Raw genomic sequence first — 21346 nt, 5'->3', positions numbered from 1 at the left:
AGGCGCTCGCGGCGCTGGTCGGGGTGACCGCGGAGGAGGAACCGGTCGCCGCGGCCGTTCAGGCACCGGCCGATACCGCGACTCCGGCCACCGCTTCGACCACTGCGACTCCGGCCGCTGCGACTTCGGGCACCGCGAGCCCGGCCGCCGCGAGCCCGGCCACCGCCACCGCGCCCGCCGCCACCGCACCCGCCCCCGCTCCGGCCGTCGTCGAACCGGCGTCCGCCGACCGGGGCACCGCCATCGCCGTCGTCGGCATGGCCGGGCGCTACCCGGGAGCCCGCGACCTCGACGAGTTCTGGGTGAACCTGCTCGCCGGCCGGGACGGCATCACCGAGATCCCGGTGGACCGCTGGGACCACGACCGCTACTTCGACGAGCGGCCCGGGGTGCCCGGCAAGACCTACGCCAAGTGGGGCGGATTCCTCGACGGCGTCGACGAGTTCGACCCGCTGTTCTTCGGCATCTCGCCGAAGGCGGCGTCCACCATGGACCCGCAGGAGCGGCTGTTCCTCCAGACCGCGTACTCGGCGCTGGAGGACGCCGGCTACACCCGCGACGCGCTGCGCGCCGCCGCCCGCGCCCGGGTCGGCACCGACGCCGGGGACGTGGGCGTGTTCGTCGGCGCCATGTACTCCGAGTACCAGCTGCACGGCGCCGAGCGGACCGCGCTGGGCGATCCGGTGGTGGTGCCCGGCAGCCTCGCCTCCATCGCCAACCACGTGTCGTACTTCTTCGACGCGGGCGGTCCCAGCGTCGCCGTCGACACCATGTGCGCCTCCTCGCTCACCGCGATCCACCTGGCCATCGCCGCGCTGGAGCGCGGTGAGTGCGGGGTGGCGCTGGCGGGCGGCGTGAACCTGTCGCTGCACCCGAGCAAGTACCTGATGATCGGCGAGAGCCGGTTCGCGGCGAGCGACGGCCGCTGCCGCAGCTTCGGCGAGGGCGGCGACGGCTACGTGCCCGGCGAGGGCGTCGGCGCCGTGCTGCTGCGCCCGCTGGCCGACGCGCTCGCCGACGGGGACCGGGTGCTCGGCGTGATCCGCGGCAGCGCCGTCAACCACGGCGGGCACACCCACGGCTTCACCGTGCCCAACCCGAACGCGCAGGCCGCGGTGATCCGCCGCGCCTGGCGCGAGTCCACCGCGGACCCGCGCGACATCGGTTACCTGGAGGCGCACGGCACCGGCACCTCGCTGGGCGACCCGATCGAGATCGCCGGGCTCTCCGCCGCGTTCGCCGAGTTCACCGACGACCGCGAGTTCTGCGCCATCGGGTCCGCCAAGTCCAACATCGGGCACCTGGAATCGGCTGCCGGGATCGCGGGGCTGAGCAAGCTGCTGCTGCAGCTGCGCCACGGCACCCTGGTGCCCTCGCTGCACGCCGAGCGCACCAACCCGAACATCGACTTCCCGCGGACCCCGTTCGTGCTGCAGCGCGACGCGGGGCCGTGGCGGCGGAACGGCGACAAGCCGCGGCTGGCCGGGCTCTCCGCGTTCGGTGCGGGCGGTGCCAACGCGCACCTGCTGGTCGAGGAGCACCTCGTCCCCGAACCGGGCCCGCGCCCGGTGGAGCCGGTCCTGGTGGTCCTCTCGGCCGCCGACCCGGAGCGGCTGCGGGAGTCCGCCGGCCGGTTGCGGGACGCGCTGCGCGCGGGGGAGTGGTCCGACGCGGACCTCGCCGACATCGCTTACACGCTGCAGGTCGGCCGGGAGGCGATGCGCGCCCGGTTCGCCGTGGTCGTGCGCGACCTCGACTCGCTGGTCGCGGCGCTGGACACCTGCGCGGGCGGCGGCACGCCCGCGGGCGGGCACGTGCGCGACGGTGCGAGCGGCGCCGCGCAGGGCTTCCTCGCCGACGAGGACTTCCAGGAGACCGTGCTGCGCTGGGTGCGGCGCGGGAAGCTCGCGCCGCTGGCCGAGGCGTGGGCCGGTGGGCTGCACGTCGACTGGGCACGGGTGCACGCCGACGGGCCGCGGCCGCGCAAGGTCGGGCTGCCCGGATATCCGTTCGCGCGGGAGAAGTACTGGTACACCGACGGGCTCGGGGAACCGCCCGCGAACCCGGTGGCGCGCGCGGAGGTCGGCTCGGGCCAGAGCCAGAGCCAGAGCCAGGGCCGGACGCTGTCCGCTGAGGCCACCGGCGCCGAGGTGACCGCCGCGATCCCGACCGCCTCGACCGCCACCGCCGCGAATTCCACCACCCCGCCCGCGAAACCCCACGAGATCCCCGCGGGCGACCTCACCCTGCACCCGGTGTGGGAACCGGCGCGGCTGCTGCGCGGCAAGCCGTTCCCCGCCCGGGACGCGCGGCTGGTGGCCATCGGCCTGGAACCCGCCGAGCTCGCCGCGCTGCGCGAGCGGCACCCGCACCTGGTGGAGCTCGACGCCGACGACGCGGACCGGATCACCACCCCCGTCGACCACGTGATCATGCGGTTCCCGACCCGGATCGCGACGGCCGCGGCGGAGCGGATCGCCGACCAGCGCACCGCGACCCGGCGGCTGTTCCGGGTGCTGCGCGCGATCACCGCGCTCGGCCTGGACGACGAGCCGCTCGGGCTCACCCTGCTCACCCGCGACGCCTTCGACCCGGAGGGCACCGGCACGGCCGATCCGGCGCAGGCCGGGCTGCACGGGCTGCTCGGCGGCCTGGCGAAGGAGCAGCCGCACTGGCGGCTGCGCGCCGTGGACCTCGCCGACGGCGAACCGTTCGTCCCGGCCGAGGTGTTCGCGCTGCCCGCGGACCGGCGGGCGCACCCGTTCGCCCGCCGCGGCGGCCAGTACCTGCGCAGGCAGCTGCTGCCGGTGGCGGACGTCCCGGCGCCGGCGGCACCGGTGCTGCGCCGCGGCGGCGTGTACGTGCTCATCGGCGGTGCCGGTGACCTCGGGGTGCTGCTCACCGAGTACCTGCTGCGCGCCCACGACGCCCGCGTGGTGTGGGTCGGGCGCCGCGCCGAGGACGACTCGATCCGCGCGAAGGCCGCGCGGGTCGCCGCCGGTGGCCGCGCCCCCGAGTACCTGTCCGCGGACGCCGCCGATCCGGCCGCGCTGGCCGGGATGCGGGACGAGGTGCTGCGCCGCCACGGCCGCATCGACGGCGTGGTGCACCTGGCGATGGTGTTCAGCCACACGCCGCTGGCCGAGATGACCGAGTCCGAACTGGACGCGACGCTCGGCGCGAAGGTCGATCCGTGCGTGCACTTCGCGGACGTGTTCGCGGGGCACCGGCTGGACTTCCTGCTGCTGATCTCCTCGCTGGTGAGCTTCATCCGCAACGCCAACCAGGCGCACTACTCGGCGGCCTGCGCGTTCGAGGACGCCCGCGCCGCCGAGCTGCGCGCGGAACTCGGGTTCCCGGTGAAGGTGGTGAACTGGGGCTACTGGGGCAACGTGCCGGACGAGCTGCTGCGCGACGTGACCGCGATGGGGCTGGCGCCGATCGACGTGTCCACCGCGATGGGGGCGATCGAGCGGCTGCTGGCCGGGCCGCTGGACCAGATCGGGTTCATGCGCCTCGGCAGGCCGCTGCCGGTCGAGGGCGCGCTGCCCGGGGAACTCCTGCAGCAGCACCCCGCCTCGCCGACCCGAGCCGTCGAGGCCGCGCCGGTGGCGCTGCCCGCCGCGCTCGCCGAGCACCACGCCGGACCGGTGCCGGGCGAGATCGACGCGGCGCTGAGCCGCTGCGTCGCCGCCGAGCTGCGCGCGGCGGGCCTGGACCCGTCCGAGGACCCGGCGCAGCGGCACGCCCGCGGGGTGGCCCCCCGCTTCGACGGCTGGCTGACCGCGACGCTGCGCACCCTCACCGAGCACGGCCTGATCGACGCCACCGGGAACTGGGCACCGGGCACCGAGGACGCGGCCGCGGCGCGCGCCGACTGGCAGCGGGAAGCGCCGCGGTGGGCCGAGCTGAACGCGGACCTGCGGGCCCCGCTGCGGCTGCTGGACCGCACCCTGCCCGCGCTGGGCGACGTGCTGCGCGGCCGCACCACCGCCACCGACGTGCTGTTCCCACAGGGCTCGTTCGACCTGGTCGCCGGGGTGTACCGGGACAACCGGGTGGCCGAGCACTTCAACGCGGTCCTCGCCGAGCAGGTCGTGGCGCACCTGCGCGCCCGGCAGGCCGCCGACCCGGCCGCCCCGCTGCGGGTGCTGGAGGTCGGCGCGGGCACCGGCGGCACCACCGGGCCGGTGCTGGACGCGGTGGAGCGGAGCGGACTCCGGCTCGCCGAGTACTGCTTCACCGACCTGTCGCAGGCCTTCCTGCACAACGCGCAGGACACCTTCGGTCCGGGCCGGGACTTCCTCGGCTACCGGCTGTTCGACGCGGCCACCCCGCCGCAGGAGCAGGGCCTGGACACCGGGGCGTTCGACGTGGTGATCGCGGCGAACGTGCTGCACGCGACGGAGAACATCCGGCCCGCGCTGCGGCACGCGAAGGCGCTGCTGCGCGGCGGCGGACTGCTGGCGCTCAACGAGATCAGCGGGTTCTACCTGGTCAACCACCTCACGTTCGGGCTGCTGGACGGCTGGTGGCTCTACGACGACGCCGAACTCCGCGCGCCCGGCAGCCCCGCGCTGTCGCCGGAGAGCTGGCGGCGGGTGCTGCACCAGGAGGGCTTCACCGGGCTCGCGCACCCGGCGGCGGACGCGCTGGCGCTGGGCCAGCAGATCGTCGTCGCGCACAGCGACGGGCTCGCCCGTGCGCCGAGGGCGGAACCGCAGGTGACCGAGCTCGCCCCGCCCGCCGCGCCGGTCGTGGAGCGGGCGACCACCACGGTCGGCGACGTGGTGCTGGCCGCGCTCGCCGAGGCGCTGCGGATGCCGGCCGAGCGGATCGGCTTGGAGCAGGCGTTCGCCGACTACGGGCTGGACTCCATCGTCGGCGCGAAATTCGTGCAGCGGCTCAACGAGGAACTGGGCGTGGACCTGCTGACCACGGTCATCTTCGACTACCGCAGCGTCGCGCAGCTCGCCGCGCACATCGCCGCGGATCACGCGCCGGAGCTGCCCGCCCTGCCGGAACCGGCCGCTCCGACGTCGGGAACCACCGTTCCAGCACGGGGATATCGCGGCACAGCAGAGGAATCCACCGTCCTCGCAGGCGAATCGGCCTTCCCGGCAGGGAAATCCGCCGTTCCGGCAGGCGAATCGACCGCCCGTGCGGCGGAATCCGCCGTCGCGACCGGACGATCCTCCGCGAGCGCACCGGACCCGAGCACCGCCGCACCCGCGGCGCGACCCCGCGCCACCCGCGAACCCATCGCGATCGTCGGCATCAGCGGCCGGTTCGCCGGATCCCCCGACGTGGACGCGCTGTGGCGGCACCTCGCCGCCGGTGACGACCTGGTCGGCCCGATCGAGCGCTGGGACCTGTCCGATGTGGACGATCTGGACTGTCGGGCGGGCAGCTTCCTGGACGGCATCGACGAGTTCGACGCGAACTTCTTCAACCTCACCGGCATCGAAGCCACCTACACCGATCCGCAGCAGCGGCTGCTGCTGGAGCAGGCGTGGGCGGCGCTGGAGAACGCCGGGCACGCGAGCACCGAGCTCAGCGGCCGCCGCTGCGGCGTGTACGTCGGCTGCACCGGCGGCGACTACACCGAGTGGTTCGACGAGGCGCCGCCCGCGCAGGCCGCGTGGGGCAACGCGCCCTCGGTGGTGCCGGGCCGCGTCGCCTACCACCTGAACCTGCACGGACCGGCGATCGCGGTGGACACCGCCTGCTCCAGCTCGCTGGTCGCGGTGCACCTGGCCTGCCAGGGGCTGTGGGCGGGGGAGACGGAACTCGCCCTCGCCGGCGGGGTCAGCGTCACCACCACCCCCGGCACCCAGCTCGCCGCCGGGCGCGGCGGGATGCTGTCGCCGACCGGGCGCTGCCACACCTTCGACGCGGCCGCCGACGGGTTCGTGCCCGGCGAGGGCGTGGGCGTGGTGGTGCTGCGCCGGTTGTCGGACGCGCTCGCCGACGGCGACCACGTGCACGCCGTGATCCGCGGTTCGGCGGTCAACCAGGACGGGGCCACCAACGGCATCACCGCGCCCAGCGCGCTGTCCCAGGAACGCCTGATCCGGCAGGTGCACGAGGACTTCGGCATCGACCCGGCCGAGATCGGCGTGATCGAGGCGCACGGCACCGGCACCCAGCTCGGCGACCCGCTGGAGTGCCAGGCGCTGTCCGCCGCGTTCGCCGGGGCGCCGGGGCCGATCGCGCTCGGCTCGATCAAGACGAACCTCGGGCACACCACCTCGGCCGCCGGTGTCGCCGGGCTGCTCAAGCTGGTGCTGTCGCTGCGGCACGGGCAGATCCCGGCCTCGCTGCACTTCCACGAGCTCAACCCGGCGATCCGGTTGGACGGCGGGCCGTTCCGGGTGAACACCGAGCTGCGGCCGTGGACGCCGAACTCCCGCGGCCGCCGCACCGCCGGGCTCAGCGGGTTCGGGTTCAGCGGCACCAACGGGCACCTCGTCGTCGAGGACGTCCTGGCGGCCCCGCGCGGCGACACCGGAGGCTCCCACCTGGTCGTGCTCTCCGCCCCGCAGCAGGCCCCGCTGCGGCAGCGCGTCGCGGACCTGCGGGCGCACCTGGACGCCGCACCGGATGCGGTGCTCGGCGACGTGGCCCACACCCTCGCGCGGGGACGCGACCACCACGCGCACCGCGCCGCGTTCGTCGCCGCCGACCGGGAATCCCTGCTGCGGCAGCTGTCCGGGTGGCTGGACGGCACGCCCGTCGCGGGCGATCCCGGGCACGAGGCGGTGCGGGACCGGTACCTGTCCGGTGCGGCGGTCGACTTCGCGCCGCTGTTCGCCGGGCTGGACGTGCGGCGCACCCCGCTGCCCGCCTACCCGTTCCAGCGCAAGAGCTACTGGGTGTCGGGCGAGCCGCCGAAGCGGGCGAGCCGCGGCACCGCCGCCGCGGCGCCGAATCCGAGGGTCGCCCAGCCCGCGGCACGTCCCGCGCTGGACGAGGCATCGCTGCGCTACCTGGTCGGGGAGCGGGTGCTCGGCGAGCTGTCCCGGGTGCTCATGATGGAACCCGACGAGATCGACCCGCAGGCGTCGTTCTCCGACTTCGGGGTCGATTCGATCCTGAGCGTGAAGCTGGTGCGGGCGGTGAACGCGGCGCTCGGCGTGGACCTGCCGAGCACGGCGCTGTTCGAGCACAGCTCGCTGGACCGGCTGGTGGCGCACCTGCTGGACGGGCACGCCGCCGTCCTGCGCGACTCGCTCGCGGAGCCCGAGGGCGTGGCGAGCCCGCTGAACGCGGTGCCCGCCAACGGGTTCGACGTGGCGGCCGGGGTGTCGGCCGGGGGCTCCGGGGCGAACGGTGTCGCCGCGAACGGTTCCGCGCTGAACGGTTCCGCGCCGAACGGTTCTGCGGTGCACGGTTCCGCGCCGAACGCTTCTGCACCGAACGGTTCCGCGCCGAACGGGATGGCACCCAACGGGACGGCACCGAACGGGGCCGCACCGAACCGGACGGCACCCAACGGGACGGCACCGAACGGGGCCGCACCGAACCGGACGGCACCGAACGCTTCCGCACCGAACGGACACGGCGCCAACGGTGCCGCCGGCAACGGAGCGACCCGGAACGGCCACCGGGCCGCCGGGAACGACCCGGCCCCGAACGGCTCGGCCCCAGCTGAGTCCACATCGGACTCGACGGCGATTCCCCAGCAGGACGAACCGATCGCCGTGATCGGTCTCGCCGCCCGCTTCGCCCAGTCCCCGGACGCCGAGGCGCTGTGGCGCCACCTCGCCGCGGGCGACGACCTCGTCGGCGACGTCACCCGCTGGGACCTCACCGCCGAACTCGGCCCCGACGGGGCGCGGCAGCAGGGCAGCTTCGTCGAGGACATCGATCGGTTCGACGCCTGGTTCTTCCGCATGTCCGGCAAGGAGGCCGCCTGCACCGACCCGCAGCAGCGCCTCTTCCTGGAGGAGTGCTGGCACGCCCTCGAAGACGCCGGCCACGCCGGGGAACGCCTCGACGGCAGCGGCTGCGGCGTCTACGTCGGCGGGCCGCCCAGCGACTACCAGCAGCTGCTCGGCGACGACGCGCCGCCGCAGACGCTGTGGGGCAACATCTCCTCGGTCATCGCCTCCCGCATCTCCTACTTCCTGGACCTCCAGGGGCCGGCGATCTCGGTGGACACGGCCTGCTCCAGCTCGCTGGTGGCCATCCACCAGGCCTGCCAGGACCTGCGGCAGCGGAACACCTCGATGGCGCTGGCCGGGGGCGTGTTCCTCCAGTCCACGCCGATCTTCTACCGGTCCGCGGTGCGGGCCAACATGCTCTCCACCCGCGGCCGCTGCCACACCTTCGACTCCCGCGCCGACGGCTTCGTGCCCGGTGAGGGTGCCGGCGTGGTGGTGCTCAAGCGGTTGTCCGACGCGGTGCGCGACGGCGATCACGTGCACGGCGTCATCCGCGGTACCGGGGTGAACCAGGACGGCACCACCAACGGGCTCACCGCGCCCAGCGCCGGATCGCAGGAGCGGCTGCTGCGCCGCGTGTACGAGCGCACCGGCATCGACCCGGCGAGCGTGCAGCTCGTCGAGGCGCACGGCACCGGCACCCCGCTCGGCGATCCCATCGAGTTCTCCGCGCTGCGCGCCGCTTTCGGCGACGTGCAGGCCGACTCGATCGCGCTGGGCTCGATCAAGACGAACGTGGGCCACACCCAGTTCGCCGCCGGGGTCGCCGGGGTGCTCAAGGCGCTGCTGGCGCTGGAGCACGAGCAGCTGCCGCCGACGCTGCACTTCGCGGAGCTCAACCCGGAGATCCGGCTGGACGGCAGCCCGTTCTACGTGAACACCGAGCTGCGGCCCTGGCCGGAACCCACGACCGGGCCGCGCCGCGCCGCGGTGAGCTCGTTCGGTGCCGCGGGCACCAACGTGCACGCCGTGCTGGAGCAGGCGCCGGAACTCCCGCGCGGGCACGCCGCACGACCCGCGTGGCTGGTCGTGCTCTCCGGCCAGGACGAGGAGGTGCGCCGCAGCCAGGTCGAACGGCTGCTCGCGCACGCCGAGCAGCACCCGGACCTCGACGTCGGTGACGTGTCCTACTCGCTGGCCACCGGCCGCAGGCACTGCGCGCACCGGTGGGCCGCGGTGGTCGCCGACCGCGCCCAGCTGATCGGCGCGCTGCGCGAGTGGTTGCGCGCGGGCACCGCCGAGCAGGTCGTCACCGGCACGGCCGCCGACGGCCACCGCCGCCGGGACCCGGGCGTGCCTGCGCGCATCGACGGGCTGCTCCGCGACGGGTCCCGGTCCGCGCTGGCCGAGCTCGCCGAGTTCTTCGCGCAGGGCGCGGACTTCCGCTTCGCGCCGCTGTTCGCCGACGGCGGGTTCCGGATCACGCCGCTGCCGCCCTACCCGTTCGCGGGGGAGCGGTACTGGCCCGCGACGAGCCGGGTCGCGCACTCCCCGCTGGCGGGGGACGCCGTCGAGCTGACCGGTCACGAGTTCTTCCTCGCCGACCACCGGGTGCGCTCGGTGCCGGTACTGCCCGGCGTGGCCTACCTGGAGTCGGCGGTGCAGGCCGCTCGGGCCGCGGGCGTCGAGCACCCGAGGCTGCGCAACGTCGTGTGGTCCCGGCCGCTGCAGGTCGCCGAACCGGTGCTGCTGCGCACCGCGCTGCGCGAGCAGGGCCATGGCCACGCCTTCGAGATCGGCACCGCCGCCGGGACGCACGGCCGCGGCCTGGTCGAGGCCGGTCCGGCGGAGCCGGGCGGGCAGCTGGACGTGGCGGCGCTGCGCTCGGCGTGCGCGCGGCGCGTCGAGCACACCGAGTTCTACGCGCACTTCGACCGGATGGGCATCGGCTACGGCCCCGCGTTCCGCGGCGTGCAGGAGCTGCACGTCGGCGACGGGCTCGCGGTCGCCCGGCTGCGGCTCCCGCACGCGGCCCGGGACGGCGCGGGCTGGACGCTGCACCCGGCGATGCTGGACGCGGCCGTGCAGGCCACCCTCGGACTGTCGCTGACCGGGACCGGCGAGGTCGCTGCCGCGCTGCCGTTCGTGCTGGAGGACGTGCGCGTCCTCGCGCCGAGCCCGGCCGCCGGGTACGCCGTGGTCCGCCCGGCCGCACAGGACGGCGGGGCTGCGGTGCGGCGGATGGACGTCGAGCTGTGCGACGAGGACGGCGCGGTGTGCGTGCGGCTGCTCGGGTTCACCGCCCGGGTGCTGCCCGCCGAGACCGATCGGAGCGCCGCCCAGCCGATCGAGCACGCCCAGCCGGTCCAGCACACCCGGCCCACCGAGAACTCCCGGCGCATCGACGACGTCGGAACGGCGGAGAACGCAACGGCCGGTGCGAACACCGGAACCGCGCAGCGCACCGGAACCGCGGCCGCCGCTGCTCCGGCGGAGCCCGGCAACCCCGGCTCGGCCCCCGAACCGACCCTGATGCACGTCGGCTGGCGCCCCGAACCGGCCGCGGCGACCACCGGGGCACCGGCCCGCCGTGAAGTGCTGCTGGCCGGGGTGGGCGTCGACCCGCAGGCGTTGCAGGACGAGCTCGGCGTCCGCTGCGCGGCGCTCCCGCACGCCGACGACCTCGCGGAGCGCTTCACCGCGCAGGCCGAGTCGGTGCTGGCCCGGCTGCGCGCGGCGATCTCCGCGCTGCGCGACGGCCCGGTGCTGCTACAGGTCGTGGTGCCCGCCGCCGGTGCCGGGCGGATCTCCGCCGCGCTCGCCGGACTGCTGCGCACCGCCCGCTTGGAGCACCCGAAGCTGCTCGCCCAGCTCGTCGAGGTCGGCACCCCGCTCGGTGCCACCGACCTCGCCGCGCTGCTGCGCGCCGAAGCCGGTACCGGCGCGGAGGTGGTGCGCCGCGACGGCGAGCGCCGCGAGGTGCCCGCCTGGACGGCGCTGGACGACGCGCCGGAGGTGGTGCCCTGGCGGGCCGGCGGCACCTACCTGATCACCGGTGGCGCGGGCGGTCTCGGCGGCACCTTCGCCCGCGAGATCGCCGCCCGCGCCCCGGGCGCGCGGCTGGTGCTGGCCGGGCGGTCCGAGCAGGAACCGGCGGAGTTGCTGCGGGAGCTCGCCGACGCCGGCGCGCACCCGAGCTACCGCGTGCTCGACGTCGCCGACCGCGCGCAGGTCGAGCGCTGCGTGCGGGAGGTGCTGGCCGAGCACGGCGCGCTGCACGGCGTGCTGCACCTGGCCGGTGTCCTGCACGACGGCTACCTCGCGCGGAAGGACCCCGCCGAGGTCCGCGAGGTGCTCGCCGCCAAGGCCACCGGGTTCGCGAACCTGGACGCCGCCACCGCCGAGGTGGACCTGGAGGTGTTCTGCGGGTTCTCCTCGCTGTCCGCGTTCGGCAACGCCGGGCAGGGCGACTACGCGGCCGCCAACGCGTTCCTGGACGCCTACGCCGGGCATCGCGAGGAGCTGCGGGCCCGTGGGCTGCGGCGCGGCCGGAGCCTGGTGGTCGGCTGGCCGCTGTGGTCCGGCGGCGGCATGGCCGTGGACGACGCCACCGCGGCCCGGATGCGCGCCGAGGTCGGCATGGTCCCGATGCACCCCGAGCAGGGCGCGACCGCGCTGCACCGGGCGTGGGGCAGCGGCGAACCGCACGTGCTGGCGATCTGCGGCGACCGCGCCCGCATCGACGCCACCCTGCTCGCCGGCGCGCGGCGGACGTCCGGATCGACCCGGTCCGCCAGCCCGGAATCCGCTGCGGTGCAGGGGAAAGCGGACCGCGCGAGCCTCCTCACCGACCTGCTGGAGCACGCCGCGGCGGTGCTGGGCGTGCGCGCCGACGAGCTGGACCCGGACGTGGAACTCGCCGACTACGGCTTCGACCGGGTGTCGCTGACCGCGCTCGCCGGCCGCGTCGAGGCCGCGCTCGGCGGCACCGTCGCCCCCAAGTCCTTCATCGAACATCCAACCCTGGGAGAGGTCGTGGATCACCTCCTCGAAGACCACGAGTTCGGCTCGCTGAACCCACCCGCCCCGCAGGAGGCCGAACCCCCGGCCACCGCGGGCGGATCCGGCCGCAAGGCGCTGATCAAGGAGCTGATCGGCCGGGTCGCGGCGCTGCTGGACGTGCCCGCGAAGCGGATCACCGCCGACGCCGAGCTCACCCGCTTCGGCTTCGACTCGCTCACGCTCACCGGGTTCGCCGACGAGCTCAACGCCGCCTACGGCCTGTCGCTCGCCCCGACGCTGTTCTTCGAGCACCCCACGCTCGGTGAGGTCGCCGACCACCTGCTCGCCGAACACGCCGTGCAGCCGGTCGCGCCCGCCCCGGAACCGGCGCCCGCACCCGAACCCGCAGCCGTACCCGAACCCGCACTCGCACCCGAACCCGAACCCGCCGCCGCCGCGAGCCAGGTGCCCGAACCGATCGCCGTCATCGGCATGAGCGGCCGGTTCCCGATGGCCGACGACATCGACCAGTACTGGGAGAACCTGCGCGACGGCCGCGACTGCACCGCCGAGGTCCCCGCCGACCGCTGGGACTGGCGAGAGCACTACGGCGACCCGATCAAGGACCCGAACAGCACCGACGTCATCGCGGGCGGCTTCATGAACGGGGTCGGCGACTTCGACCCGTTCTTCTTCGACATCTCGCCGAAGGAAGCCGAGCTGATGGACCCGCAGCAGCGCCTGCTGATGCTGCACGTGTGGAAGGCGCTGGAGGACGCCGGATATTCGGCCGCGGACGTCGCGGGCACCGACACCGCGCTGATCGCGGGCACCACCAGCACCGGTTACAGCACGCTGGTCACCCGGTACCAGCCGATGATCGAGGGCTACGACATCACCGGCGCGGCGCCCTCGATGGGGCCGAACCGGATGAGCTACTTCCTGGACCTGCACGGGCCGAGCGAGCCGGTGGACACCGCCTGCTCCAGCGCGCTCGTCGCCCTGCACCGCGCGGTGCAGGCGCTGCGCGATGGGAAGTCCGCGCTGGCCATCGCGGGCGGCGTGAACACGATGGTCAGCATCGACGGGCACATCAGCATCTCCAAGGCCGGGATGCTCAGCCCCGACGGCAAGTGCAAGACCTTCGGGGCGGACGCCGACGGCTACGCCCGCGGGGAGGGCGTCGGGTTCCTGGTGCTCAAGCGGCTCTCCGACGCCGAGCGGGACGGCGACCACGTCCACGGGCTGATCCGGGCGACCGCGGAGAACCACGGCGGCCGCGGCAACTCGCTCACCGCGCCGAACCCGAAGGCGCAGGCCGCGCTGCTGCGCGAGGCCTACACGGAGGCCGGGATCGACCCGCGCACCGTCGGCTACGTGGAGGCGCACGGCACCGGCACCAAGCTCGGCGACCCGGTCGAGGTGAACGGGCTGAAAGCCGCCTTCCGCCGGCTCTACGCCGACGTGGGTGCCGAGGTCGCCGAAGCGCACTGCGGCGTCGGTTCGGTGAAGACGAACATCGGGCACCTGGAGCTCGCGGCGGGCGCCGCCGGCGTGATCAAGGTGCTGCTGCAGCTGCGCCACCGCAGGCTCGTGCAGGGCGTGCGCTGCGCCGAGGTCAACCCGTACGTGGACCTGGACGGCAGCCCGTTCTACCTGGTTCGGGAAGGGCAGGACTGGGTCGCCCGGCGCGACGCCGAGGGCCGTGAGCTCCCGCGCCGCGCGGGGGTCAGCTCGTTCGGCTTCGGCGGCGTGAACACGCACGTGGTGCTGGAGGAGTACGTGCCGCGGGTCACCGCCGAGCAGCCGCCGACCGGCCCGCTGCCGGTGGTGCTCTCCGCGAGCCATCCCGAGGTGCTGCGCCGCTACGCCGCCGACTGGCTGGCCGCGCTGGACGGGCGCACCGATGCGGAACTGCCGTCGATCGCGTTCACCTCGCAGACCGGGCGCACCCCGATGCGGGAGCGGCTGGCGGTGCTGGCGAGCACCGTCGCCGAGCTCCGCGACGGGATCTCCGCTTGGTTGCGCGGAGAACGGCGTTCGAACGTCCACATCGGACAGGTGGTGCGCGGTGCGGAGCCGCCCGAGGTGCCCGCGGGCGCCGGTGACCTCGCGACGATGTCCGAAGTGGACTTGGACCGGCTGGCCCGGCTGTGGACCGAGGGCGCCGAGGTCGACTGGGCGCGGCTGCACACCGGGACGCGGCCGCGCCGGACTCCGCTGCCGACCTACCCGTTCCGGCTGCGGCGCTACTGGGTGGACACCACCCGGCCCGCCGCCGGAGCTCCGCAGCGGCTGCACCCGCTGGTGCACGCCAACACCTCCGGCCTCGCCGAACACCGCTACACCGCGCGCTTCACCGGCCGCGAGTTCTTCCTCGACGACCACCGCGTCCGCGACCGGGTGATGTCGGTGGTGTCCGGTTGGCGTCCCGGCACCGATGCCGCCGCTGCCGCCGGGTCCGCGGTGCCGGTGCTGCCCGCGGTGGCGCACCTGGAGATGGCCCGCGCCGCCGCGGCCCGCTCCACCGGCGACGAGCTGGGCTGGACGGTCCGGCTCGCGTCCTGGCTGCGGCCGCTGACCGTCCGGGACGACACCGAGGTGCACGTCGAGCTCACCGCCCGCGCCGACGACGGCGTCGACTACGAGGTGTACGCCGACGAGGCGGGGGAGCGCACCGCGTTCGCCCGCGGCCAGCTCCGGCGGCCCGCGCAGGTCCCGGCGGAGCGGCTGGACCTGGCGGCGTTGCGCGCGGAGTGCGACGGGCCGGTGCTCGACGCCGACGCCTGCTACGCGCGCTACACCGGGTTCGGCATGGACTACGGCCCGGCGCTGCGCGCCCTGGAGACCCTGCACACCGGGTCCCGCCGCGCGGTCGCCCGGCTGGTGCTGCCCGCCGCGGCGCGCGACGCCGAGTTCGTGCTCAACCCGAGCCTGCTCGACTGCGCGCTGCAGGCCACCGCCGGGCTGTTCCTCGACCAGGGCGACGCGGCCGGCGCCGCGCTGCCCTACGCGCTGCGGGAGCTGGCGGTGCTGCGGCCCACGCCGGAGACCGGGTGGGCCGTGGCCCGGTTCGCCGAGGACGACCACGGCGGCGAGGTCCGCCGCATCGACCTCGACGTGTGCGACGACGACGGCGAGGTCTGCGTGCGGCTGCGCGGCTTCAGCGTCCGCCGGGTCGGCGCCGCGAACCTGGACTCCGGGACCTCGGACGCCGGCAGCCCGGACTCCGGTAGCCCGGACATCGGCAGCCCGGAGGCGCCTCAGGACGACGACGCGCACCTGCTGGACCTGATCGAAGCCATCGGCAGGCGTTCGCTGAGCGCCGACGAGTTCAAGAGGAGCCTCGCATGAGCACCCCGATCGAATCGCTGGACGAACTGCACCTGCTGATCAGCGAGGGCCGGGTCGGGCAAGACGAGGCGCTGCGCCTGCTGCGGGCCTGGCAGCGAGGCGAACCCGCGATCCCGGCCACCGCGGCGGCCCGGAACGCCGCAGGCACCCGGAACACCGCAGGCCCCCAGAACACCGCAGGCCCCCAGAACACCGCGACTGCCCAGCACACCGCAGGCCCCCAGCACACCGCGGAGGCCCCGAGCACCGCCGGCGCCCCGGACCCCGACGACCTCGCCGAGCAGGTGTGCGAGGTCGTGGTGGCGAAGGTCTGCGGCCTGCTCAAGGTCGACCCCACCGACCTCGACGTGGACGTGGAGCTCAGCGAGTACGGCCTCGACTCCCTGATCATCAGCCAGCTGGTGAACATGGTGAACGAGGCGCTGGGCCTGGACCTGGTCCCGACGGTGCTGTTCGAGCACCCGACGCTGCGCGCGTTCAGCGCCTTCGTCGCCGCCGAGCACGGACCGCGGCTGGCCGCGGTCTTCGGTCCATCGCCGAAGCCGGAACCCGTTGCGGCGCAGCAGGTTCCGGCCACGCCGCCGCCGGTCACCGCATCGGCGGCCGCGGCGCCGCAGGCCGCACCGCCACCCGCCGAGCCCGCCCCGCCGCGCGAGCCCGCGCCCCCGGCCGGGCCCGCTCCGGCCGACGACCCGATCGCGATCGTCGGCATCAGCGGCCGCTTCCCGCAGGCCGACGACCTCGACGAGTACTGGGCGAACCTGCGGGACGGCCGCGACTGCATCGGCGAGGTCCCCGCCGACCGCTGGGATTGGCGCGCCTACTGGGGCGACCCGCGGCAGGAACCGGGCCGCACCAACGTCAAGCACGGCGGCTTCATGGACGGCGTCGCCGACTTCGACCCGCTGTTCTTCGGCATCGCCCCCAAGGACGCGGTGCACATGGATCCGCAGCAGCGGTTGCTGATGCTGTACGTGTGGAAGGCCATCGAGGACGCCGGGTACTCGGCCGACGACCTCGCCGGATCCGACCTGGGCCTGTTCGTCGGCACCAACGACACCGGCTATGGGCTGCTGTCCGACCGCAGCGCCGCCCGCGGGCGCAGCGTCACCCCCACCGGCAGCGTGCCCTCGGTCGGGCCGAACCGGATGAGCTACTTCCTCGACGTGCACGGGCCGAGCGAACCGGTGGAGACCGCCTGCTCCAGCTCGCTCGTCGCCATCCACCGCGGCGTCGCCGCTATCGAGCGCGGCGAGTGCGCGATGGCCGTCGTCGGCGGCATCAACACCATCGTGGTGCCGGACGGGCACGTGAGCTTCAGCCGCTCCGGGATGCTCAGCGAGGACGGGCGCTGCAAGACGTTCTCCGCCGCGGCCGACGGCTACAGCCGCGGTGAGGGCGTCGGGATGCTGGTGCTCAAGCGGCTGTCCGCCGCCGAGCGCGACGGCGACCACGTGCACGGCCTGGTGCGCTCCACCGCCGAGAACCACGGCGGCCGGGCGAACTCGCTGACCTCGCCGAACCCGAAGGCGCAGGCCGCGGTGATCCGCCGTGCCTACGCGAAGGCCGGCATCGATCCGCGGACCGTCGGCTACATCGAGGCGCACGGCACCGGCACCGAGCTCGGCGACCCCATCGAGATCAACGGGCTCAAGGCCGCCTTCACCGAGCTCTACGCGGGCGACCCGGTCACCGGCGCGCACTGCGGCCTCGGCTCGGTGAAGACGAACATCGGGCACCTGGAACTGGCCGCCGGGGTCGCCGGGGTGCTGAAGGTGCTGCTGCAGCTGCGCCACCGCACCCTGGTGCGCAGCCTGCACGCCGAGCAGGTCAACCCGTTCATCGACCTCGACGGCAGCCCGTTCCACCTGGTGCGGGAGAACCAGGAGTGGGCGGCGCCGCACGGCACCGACGGCCGGGAGCTGCCGCGCCGCGCCGGGGTGAGCTCGTTCGGCTTCGGCGGCGTCAACGCGCACGTCGTGCTGGAGGAGTACGCGCCGCGCACCGAGCGGCCCGCGCCCGCGGCCGGTCCGGTGGCGATCGTGCTCTCCGCCGCCACCCCGGAGACCCTCGACGCGCGGGTGCACCGCCTCGCCGAACACCTCGGCTCGGGCCGGGTCACCGAGCAGGACCTGCCGGACCTCGCCTACACGTTGCAGGTGGGCCGGGTGGCGATGCCGGAGCGCATCGCGTTCCTGGCGCACTCGCTCGCGGAGGTGCGCGAGCAGCTGGCGACCCACCTCGCCGGGGAGAAGGCGCACGGCCTGCACCGGGCGCGCGCCGAACGCCGCGGCCCGTGGGGCGAGCTCGTCGGCGACGACGACATCGCGGTCGCCATCGACAGCTGGATCGCGAAGGGCAAGCTGGGGCGGCTGCTGAAGCTGTGGGTCACCGGCTTCGACTTCGACTGGCGGCGGCTCTACGCGGGCAGGCCGATGCGGCGGCTGCCGCTGCCGACCTACCCGTTCCGCTTGCAGCGCTACTGGATCGCCGACGGGGCGGGCGATCCGGCCGCGCGGGCGGAGGCCGCGCCGGAACCCGCCGCGGCCTCGAAACCCGCCGCCGCACCGACATCCGCAGCGGCACCGCGGAAATCCGGTGAACCGTACCGCCGGGAGCTGCACGCCGAGGACTTCTACCTGCGCGACCACCGGGTCGGGGGCACGCCCACCCTGCCCGGCGCCGCCCACCTCGAATTCGCCCGCGACGCCGTCGGCGCCGACCGGGGCGTCCGGCTGCGGGACGTGACCTGGCTGCGGCCGCTCACCGTTACCGACCCGCGTGCGGTGCGCGTCGAACTGGACCCGGCCACCGACCGGTTCGAGGTGCGCGCCGACGAATCCGGCGCCGTGCACGCCCAGGGCACCGCGCTCGTCGACCCCGCGCTGATCGGTGACGCCGAGGTGCACGACGTCGAAGCGCTGCGCGCGATCTGCCCCGCCCGGCACGCCGGCGCGGAGATCTACGCGCTGTTCGACCGGATGGGCATGGGCTACGGCCCCGCGTTCCAGCCCATCGAGGAGCTGCACCGCGGCGAGGACCTCGCCGTGGCCCGGCTGCGGCTGCCCGCGGCCGCCACCGGCTCGTTCCCGCTGAACCCGAGCATGCTGGACGGGGCGCTGCAGACCACCCTCGGCCTCGTCCTCGGCGAGCAGAGCGGGGAGCCGGGCGCGGCGGCGCTGCCGTTCGCGGTGCGCGAGGTGCAGCTGCTCGGCCACACCCCGAGCTCCGGGTGGGCGGTGGTGCGCCGCGCCGCCGACGACCGCCGCGACTCCGGGGTGCGGCGGCTCGACGTGGACCTGTGCGACGAGGACGGCGCGGTGCGGGTGCGCGTGCTGGGCTTCAGCACCCGGCCGCAGCAGGGCGCCGCGGGCACGCCCGCGCCGCTCGCGGAAACCGAGCGGACCCCGGAAGCCGAGCGGACCTCAGAAGCCGGGCGGCCTGCGGAAGCCGTGCGGGCCGCGGAGACCGCCGACACCGCGCTGCTGCTCGAACCTGCCTGGCGGAGCGCCCCCGCGCCCGCGGACGCGCCCGAGCAGCTCAACCACCACGTGGTGCTCTGCGAGCTCCCCGACGTCGACGCCACCGCGCTCGGCGGGCTGCTCGGCGGCGGCTGCGAGCACTGGCAGGGCACCGGCGGCATCGAGGACCGCTACACCGGGTACGCGCAGCGCTTGCTGGAACTGGTCCGGGACCAGGCCCGCCAGCCGGCGCCACGGCTGATCCAGGTGGTCACGCCCGCCGACGCGCCGTGGCTCGGCGGGCTCAGCGGGATGCTGCGCACCGCGCAGCTGGAGCACCCGAAGCTGCGCACCCAGTGGATCGAACTCGCCGACCGCCCTGGCACCGCCGACCTCGCCGACCGGCTGCGCCGCGACGCCGCCGACGCCGAGCAGCAGGCGGTGCGCCACCGCGACGGCGACCGGCGCACCTCGCAATGGCGGGTGATCCCCGAACCCGCACCGGAACTGCCGTGGCGCGACGGCGGCGTCTACCTGATCACCGGTGGTGCCGGTGGGCTGGGTGCGCTGGTCGCCGAGGAGATCGCCGAGCGGGTGCAGTCCCCGGCGCTGGTGCTCTGCGGCCGCAGCGGTGCCGGACCCGACCAGGAGGACTTGCTGGCGCGGCTGCGCGCGGCCGGGGCGAAGGCCGACTACCACGTCCTCGACGTCGCCGACCGGGACGCGGTGTTCCAGGCGGTGCGCGAGGTCGAAGCCCAGCACGGCGCGCTGCACGGCGTGCTGCACGCCGCCGGGGTGCTGCGGGACGGGTTCCTGGCCCGCAAGTCCGCCGCCGACGTGCGCGACGTGTTCGCCGCGAAGGTCACCGGGCTGCGCCACCTCGACGAGGCCACGGCGCACTCCGCGCTGGACTGCTTCATCGGCTACTCGTCGATGGCCGCGTTCGGCAACGTCGGCCAGGCCGACTACGCCGCGGCGAACGCCTTCATGGACGGGTACACCGCGCACCGCGAGTCCCTGGTGGCCGGCGGCGAGCGGTCCGGGCGGACGCTGGTGGTGAACTGGCCGCTGTGGGACAAGGGCGGCATGGGCGGGGACGCCTCCACGGTGTCGCTGCTCGAATCGGTCGGCATGCGGCCGATGCGGGCCCGGGTCGGCATCGACGCGCTGCACCGCGCGTGGGCCGCGCGGGTGCCGCAGGTCATCGCGCTGGACGGGGACCTCGCGCGGCTGCGGGAGCGGTTCGCGCCCGGCGACCCGACCGAGCCCGCTGTGTCCCAGCCCGCCGAGCCCCAGCCCGCCGAGCCCGGCGCGCGGACCGTCGCGCCCGAGGCGGACGCCGGGCCCGCCCCCGCGCCGGACGCGGATTCCGGTGCCACGGCGGCCGACCTGGCACCCGTCGTCACCGACCTGATGGCCGCGCTGCTGGAGATCGATCCCGCGGAACTGCCGACGGACGCCCCGCTGCAGGACTACGGCTTCGACTCGATCTTCATGATGCAGTTCCTCACCCAGGCGCAGACGCACATCGACGCCGACCTCACCCTCGACGTCATCGCCGACTGCGACACCCTCGACGACGTCACCGCCGCGATCGCCGCCGCCACCGGCGCGCGGCCGGAACCTGGAGCCGCGGTGGAGCCGCCGGTGGCCGAGCCCGCACCGGTGATCCCGGCCCCGCGCACCGAAGCGGTCCCGGCGGCCGATTTCCCCGAACTGGTCCGGATGAACGGCGTCACCGAGGGCCGCCCGATCTTCTGGGTGCACCACGGCAACGGCGGCGTCGAGTCCTACGCCCCGGTCGCCGCCCGCGCCCGGCGCCCCTTCTACGGCATCCAGCCGAAGGGGTGGATCGATGGCACGGAGATCCTCACCGGGCAGATCGCGATGGCCGAGTTCTACGCGGGCCTGATCCTGTCGGTGCAGCCCGAGGGGCCGTACGACATCGGCGGTTTCTCCCTCGGCGGCCTGTTCGCCTACGAGGTGGTGCGGCAGCTGCAGCTGCGCGGTGCCGAGGTGCGCACGCTGGTCATGCTGGACACCCTCGACGCGGAGTCCACCAACCGGGCCAACGAGATCATCGTCGGGGGCGACTTCAGCCCCGAGGTGGTGGGGAAGGTCAGTGATTTCCGCGCGGTCAACCTGATCCTCGGCAACAACAGCTTCGAGTCGCACAGCGGCGGGATGCCGATCCTGCGCCGCGACGAGGTGGACACCGCGCTCGACGGCCCGGCGTTCCTGGACTCGCTGATCGCGAAGGCGCTGGAGCGCGGCGTGAAGAAGACCGAGTCGCAGCTGCGGTCCCGCGTCCGGCAGCTGTCCCGCTACCTGGAGGCCACCCAGGCGGAGCGCTACGAGCTGCACCCGCTGCCGAAGCCGGACGGGCTGAGCTGCTACTACCTGCGCAACAACAGCCGCGAGTTCTTCGGCGCCTTCCGCGACTACATGGTGCTGTTCCCCAACGACGCACTGCCCACAGTGGACGGAACGGACTACTGGCTGGGCTGGCCGGAGCGGATGGACGACTTCTTCACCATCGACGTGGACACCTCGATGCACTCCGAGGTGATGACCGCACCGGCCTCGCTGGAGAAGCTGATGCGGCTCTGCGACCGGCTGTACGGCCCGGAAGGGGGCCGCTGA

Annotated in this window: 2 protein-coding genes (1 of these 2 cut by a window edge); both read left to right on the top strand. The window is 74.8% G+C overall.

The window, feature by feature from the left end:
* Window positions 1-15242, top strand: partial view of an SDR family NAD(P)-dependent oxidoreductase gene (locus AC29IT_RS17835; protein ID WP_488219499.1) — the 3' portion only. 9295 nt of this gene lie to the left of the window's left edge; 15242 of the gene's 24537 nt are visible here — the last part of the coding sequence; the start codon falls outside the window, past its left edge; it ends in the stop codon at window positions 15240-15242.
* Entirely contained in the window at window positions 15239-21346 is a 6108-nt protein-coding gene (locus AC29IT_RS17830) for an SDR family NAD(P)-dependent oxidoreductase (protein ID WP_488219498.1), read from the top strand. Before AC29IT_RS17835 ends, AC29IT_RS17830 begins: the two co-directional genes overlap by 4 nt.

This window comes from Saccharopolyspora sp. MMCC62 (assembly GCF_057736575.1).
The sequence above is the reverse complement of the archived record's forward strand: the minus strand, read 5'-3'. Positions and strand labels throughout refer to the sequence as shown.

Excerpts from the sequence above, each read along its gene's own strand:
- AC29IT_RS17830 (WP_488219498.1), top strand. The coding sequence starts at position 15,239 with ATGAGCACCCCGATCGAATCGCTGGACGAACTGCACCTGCTGATCAGC.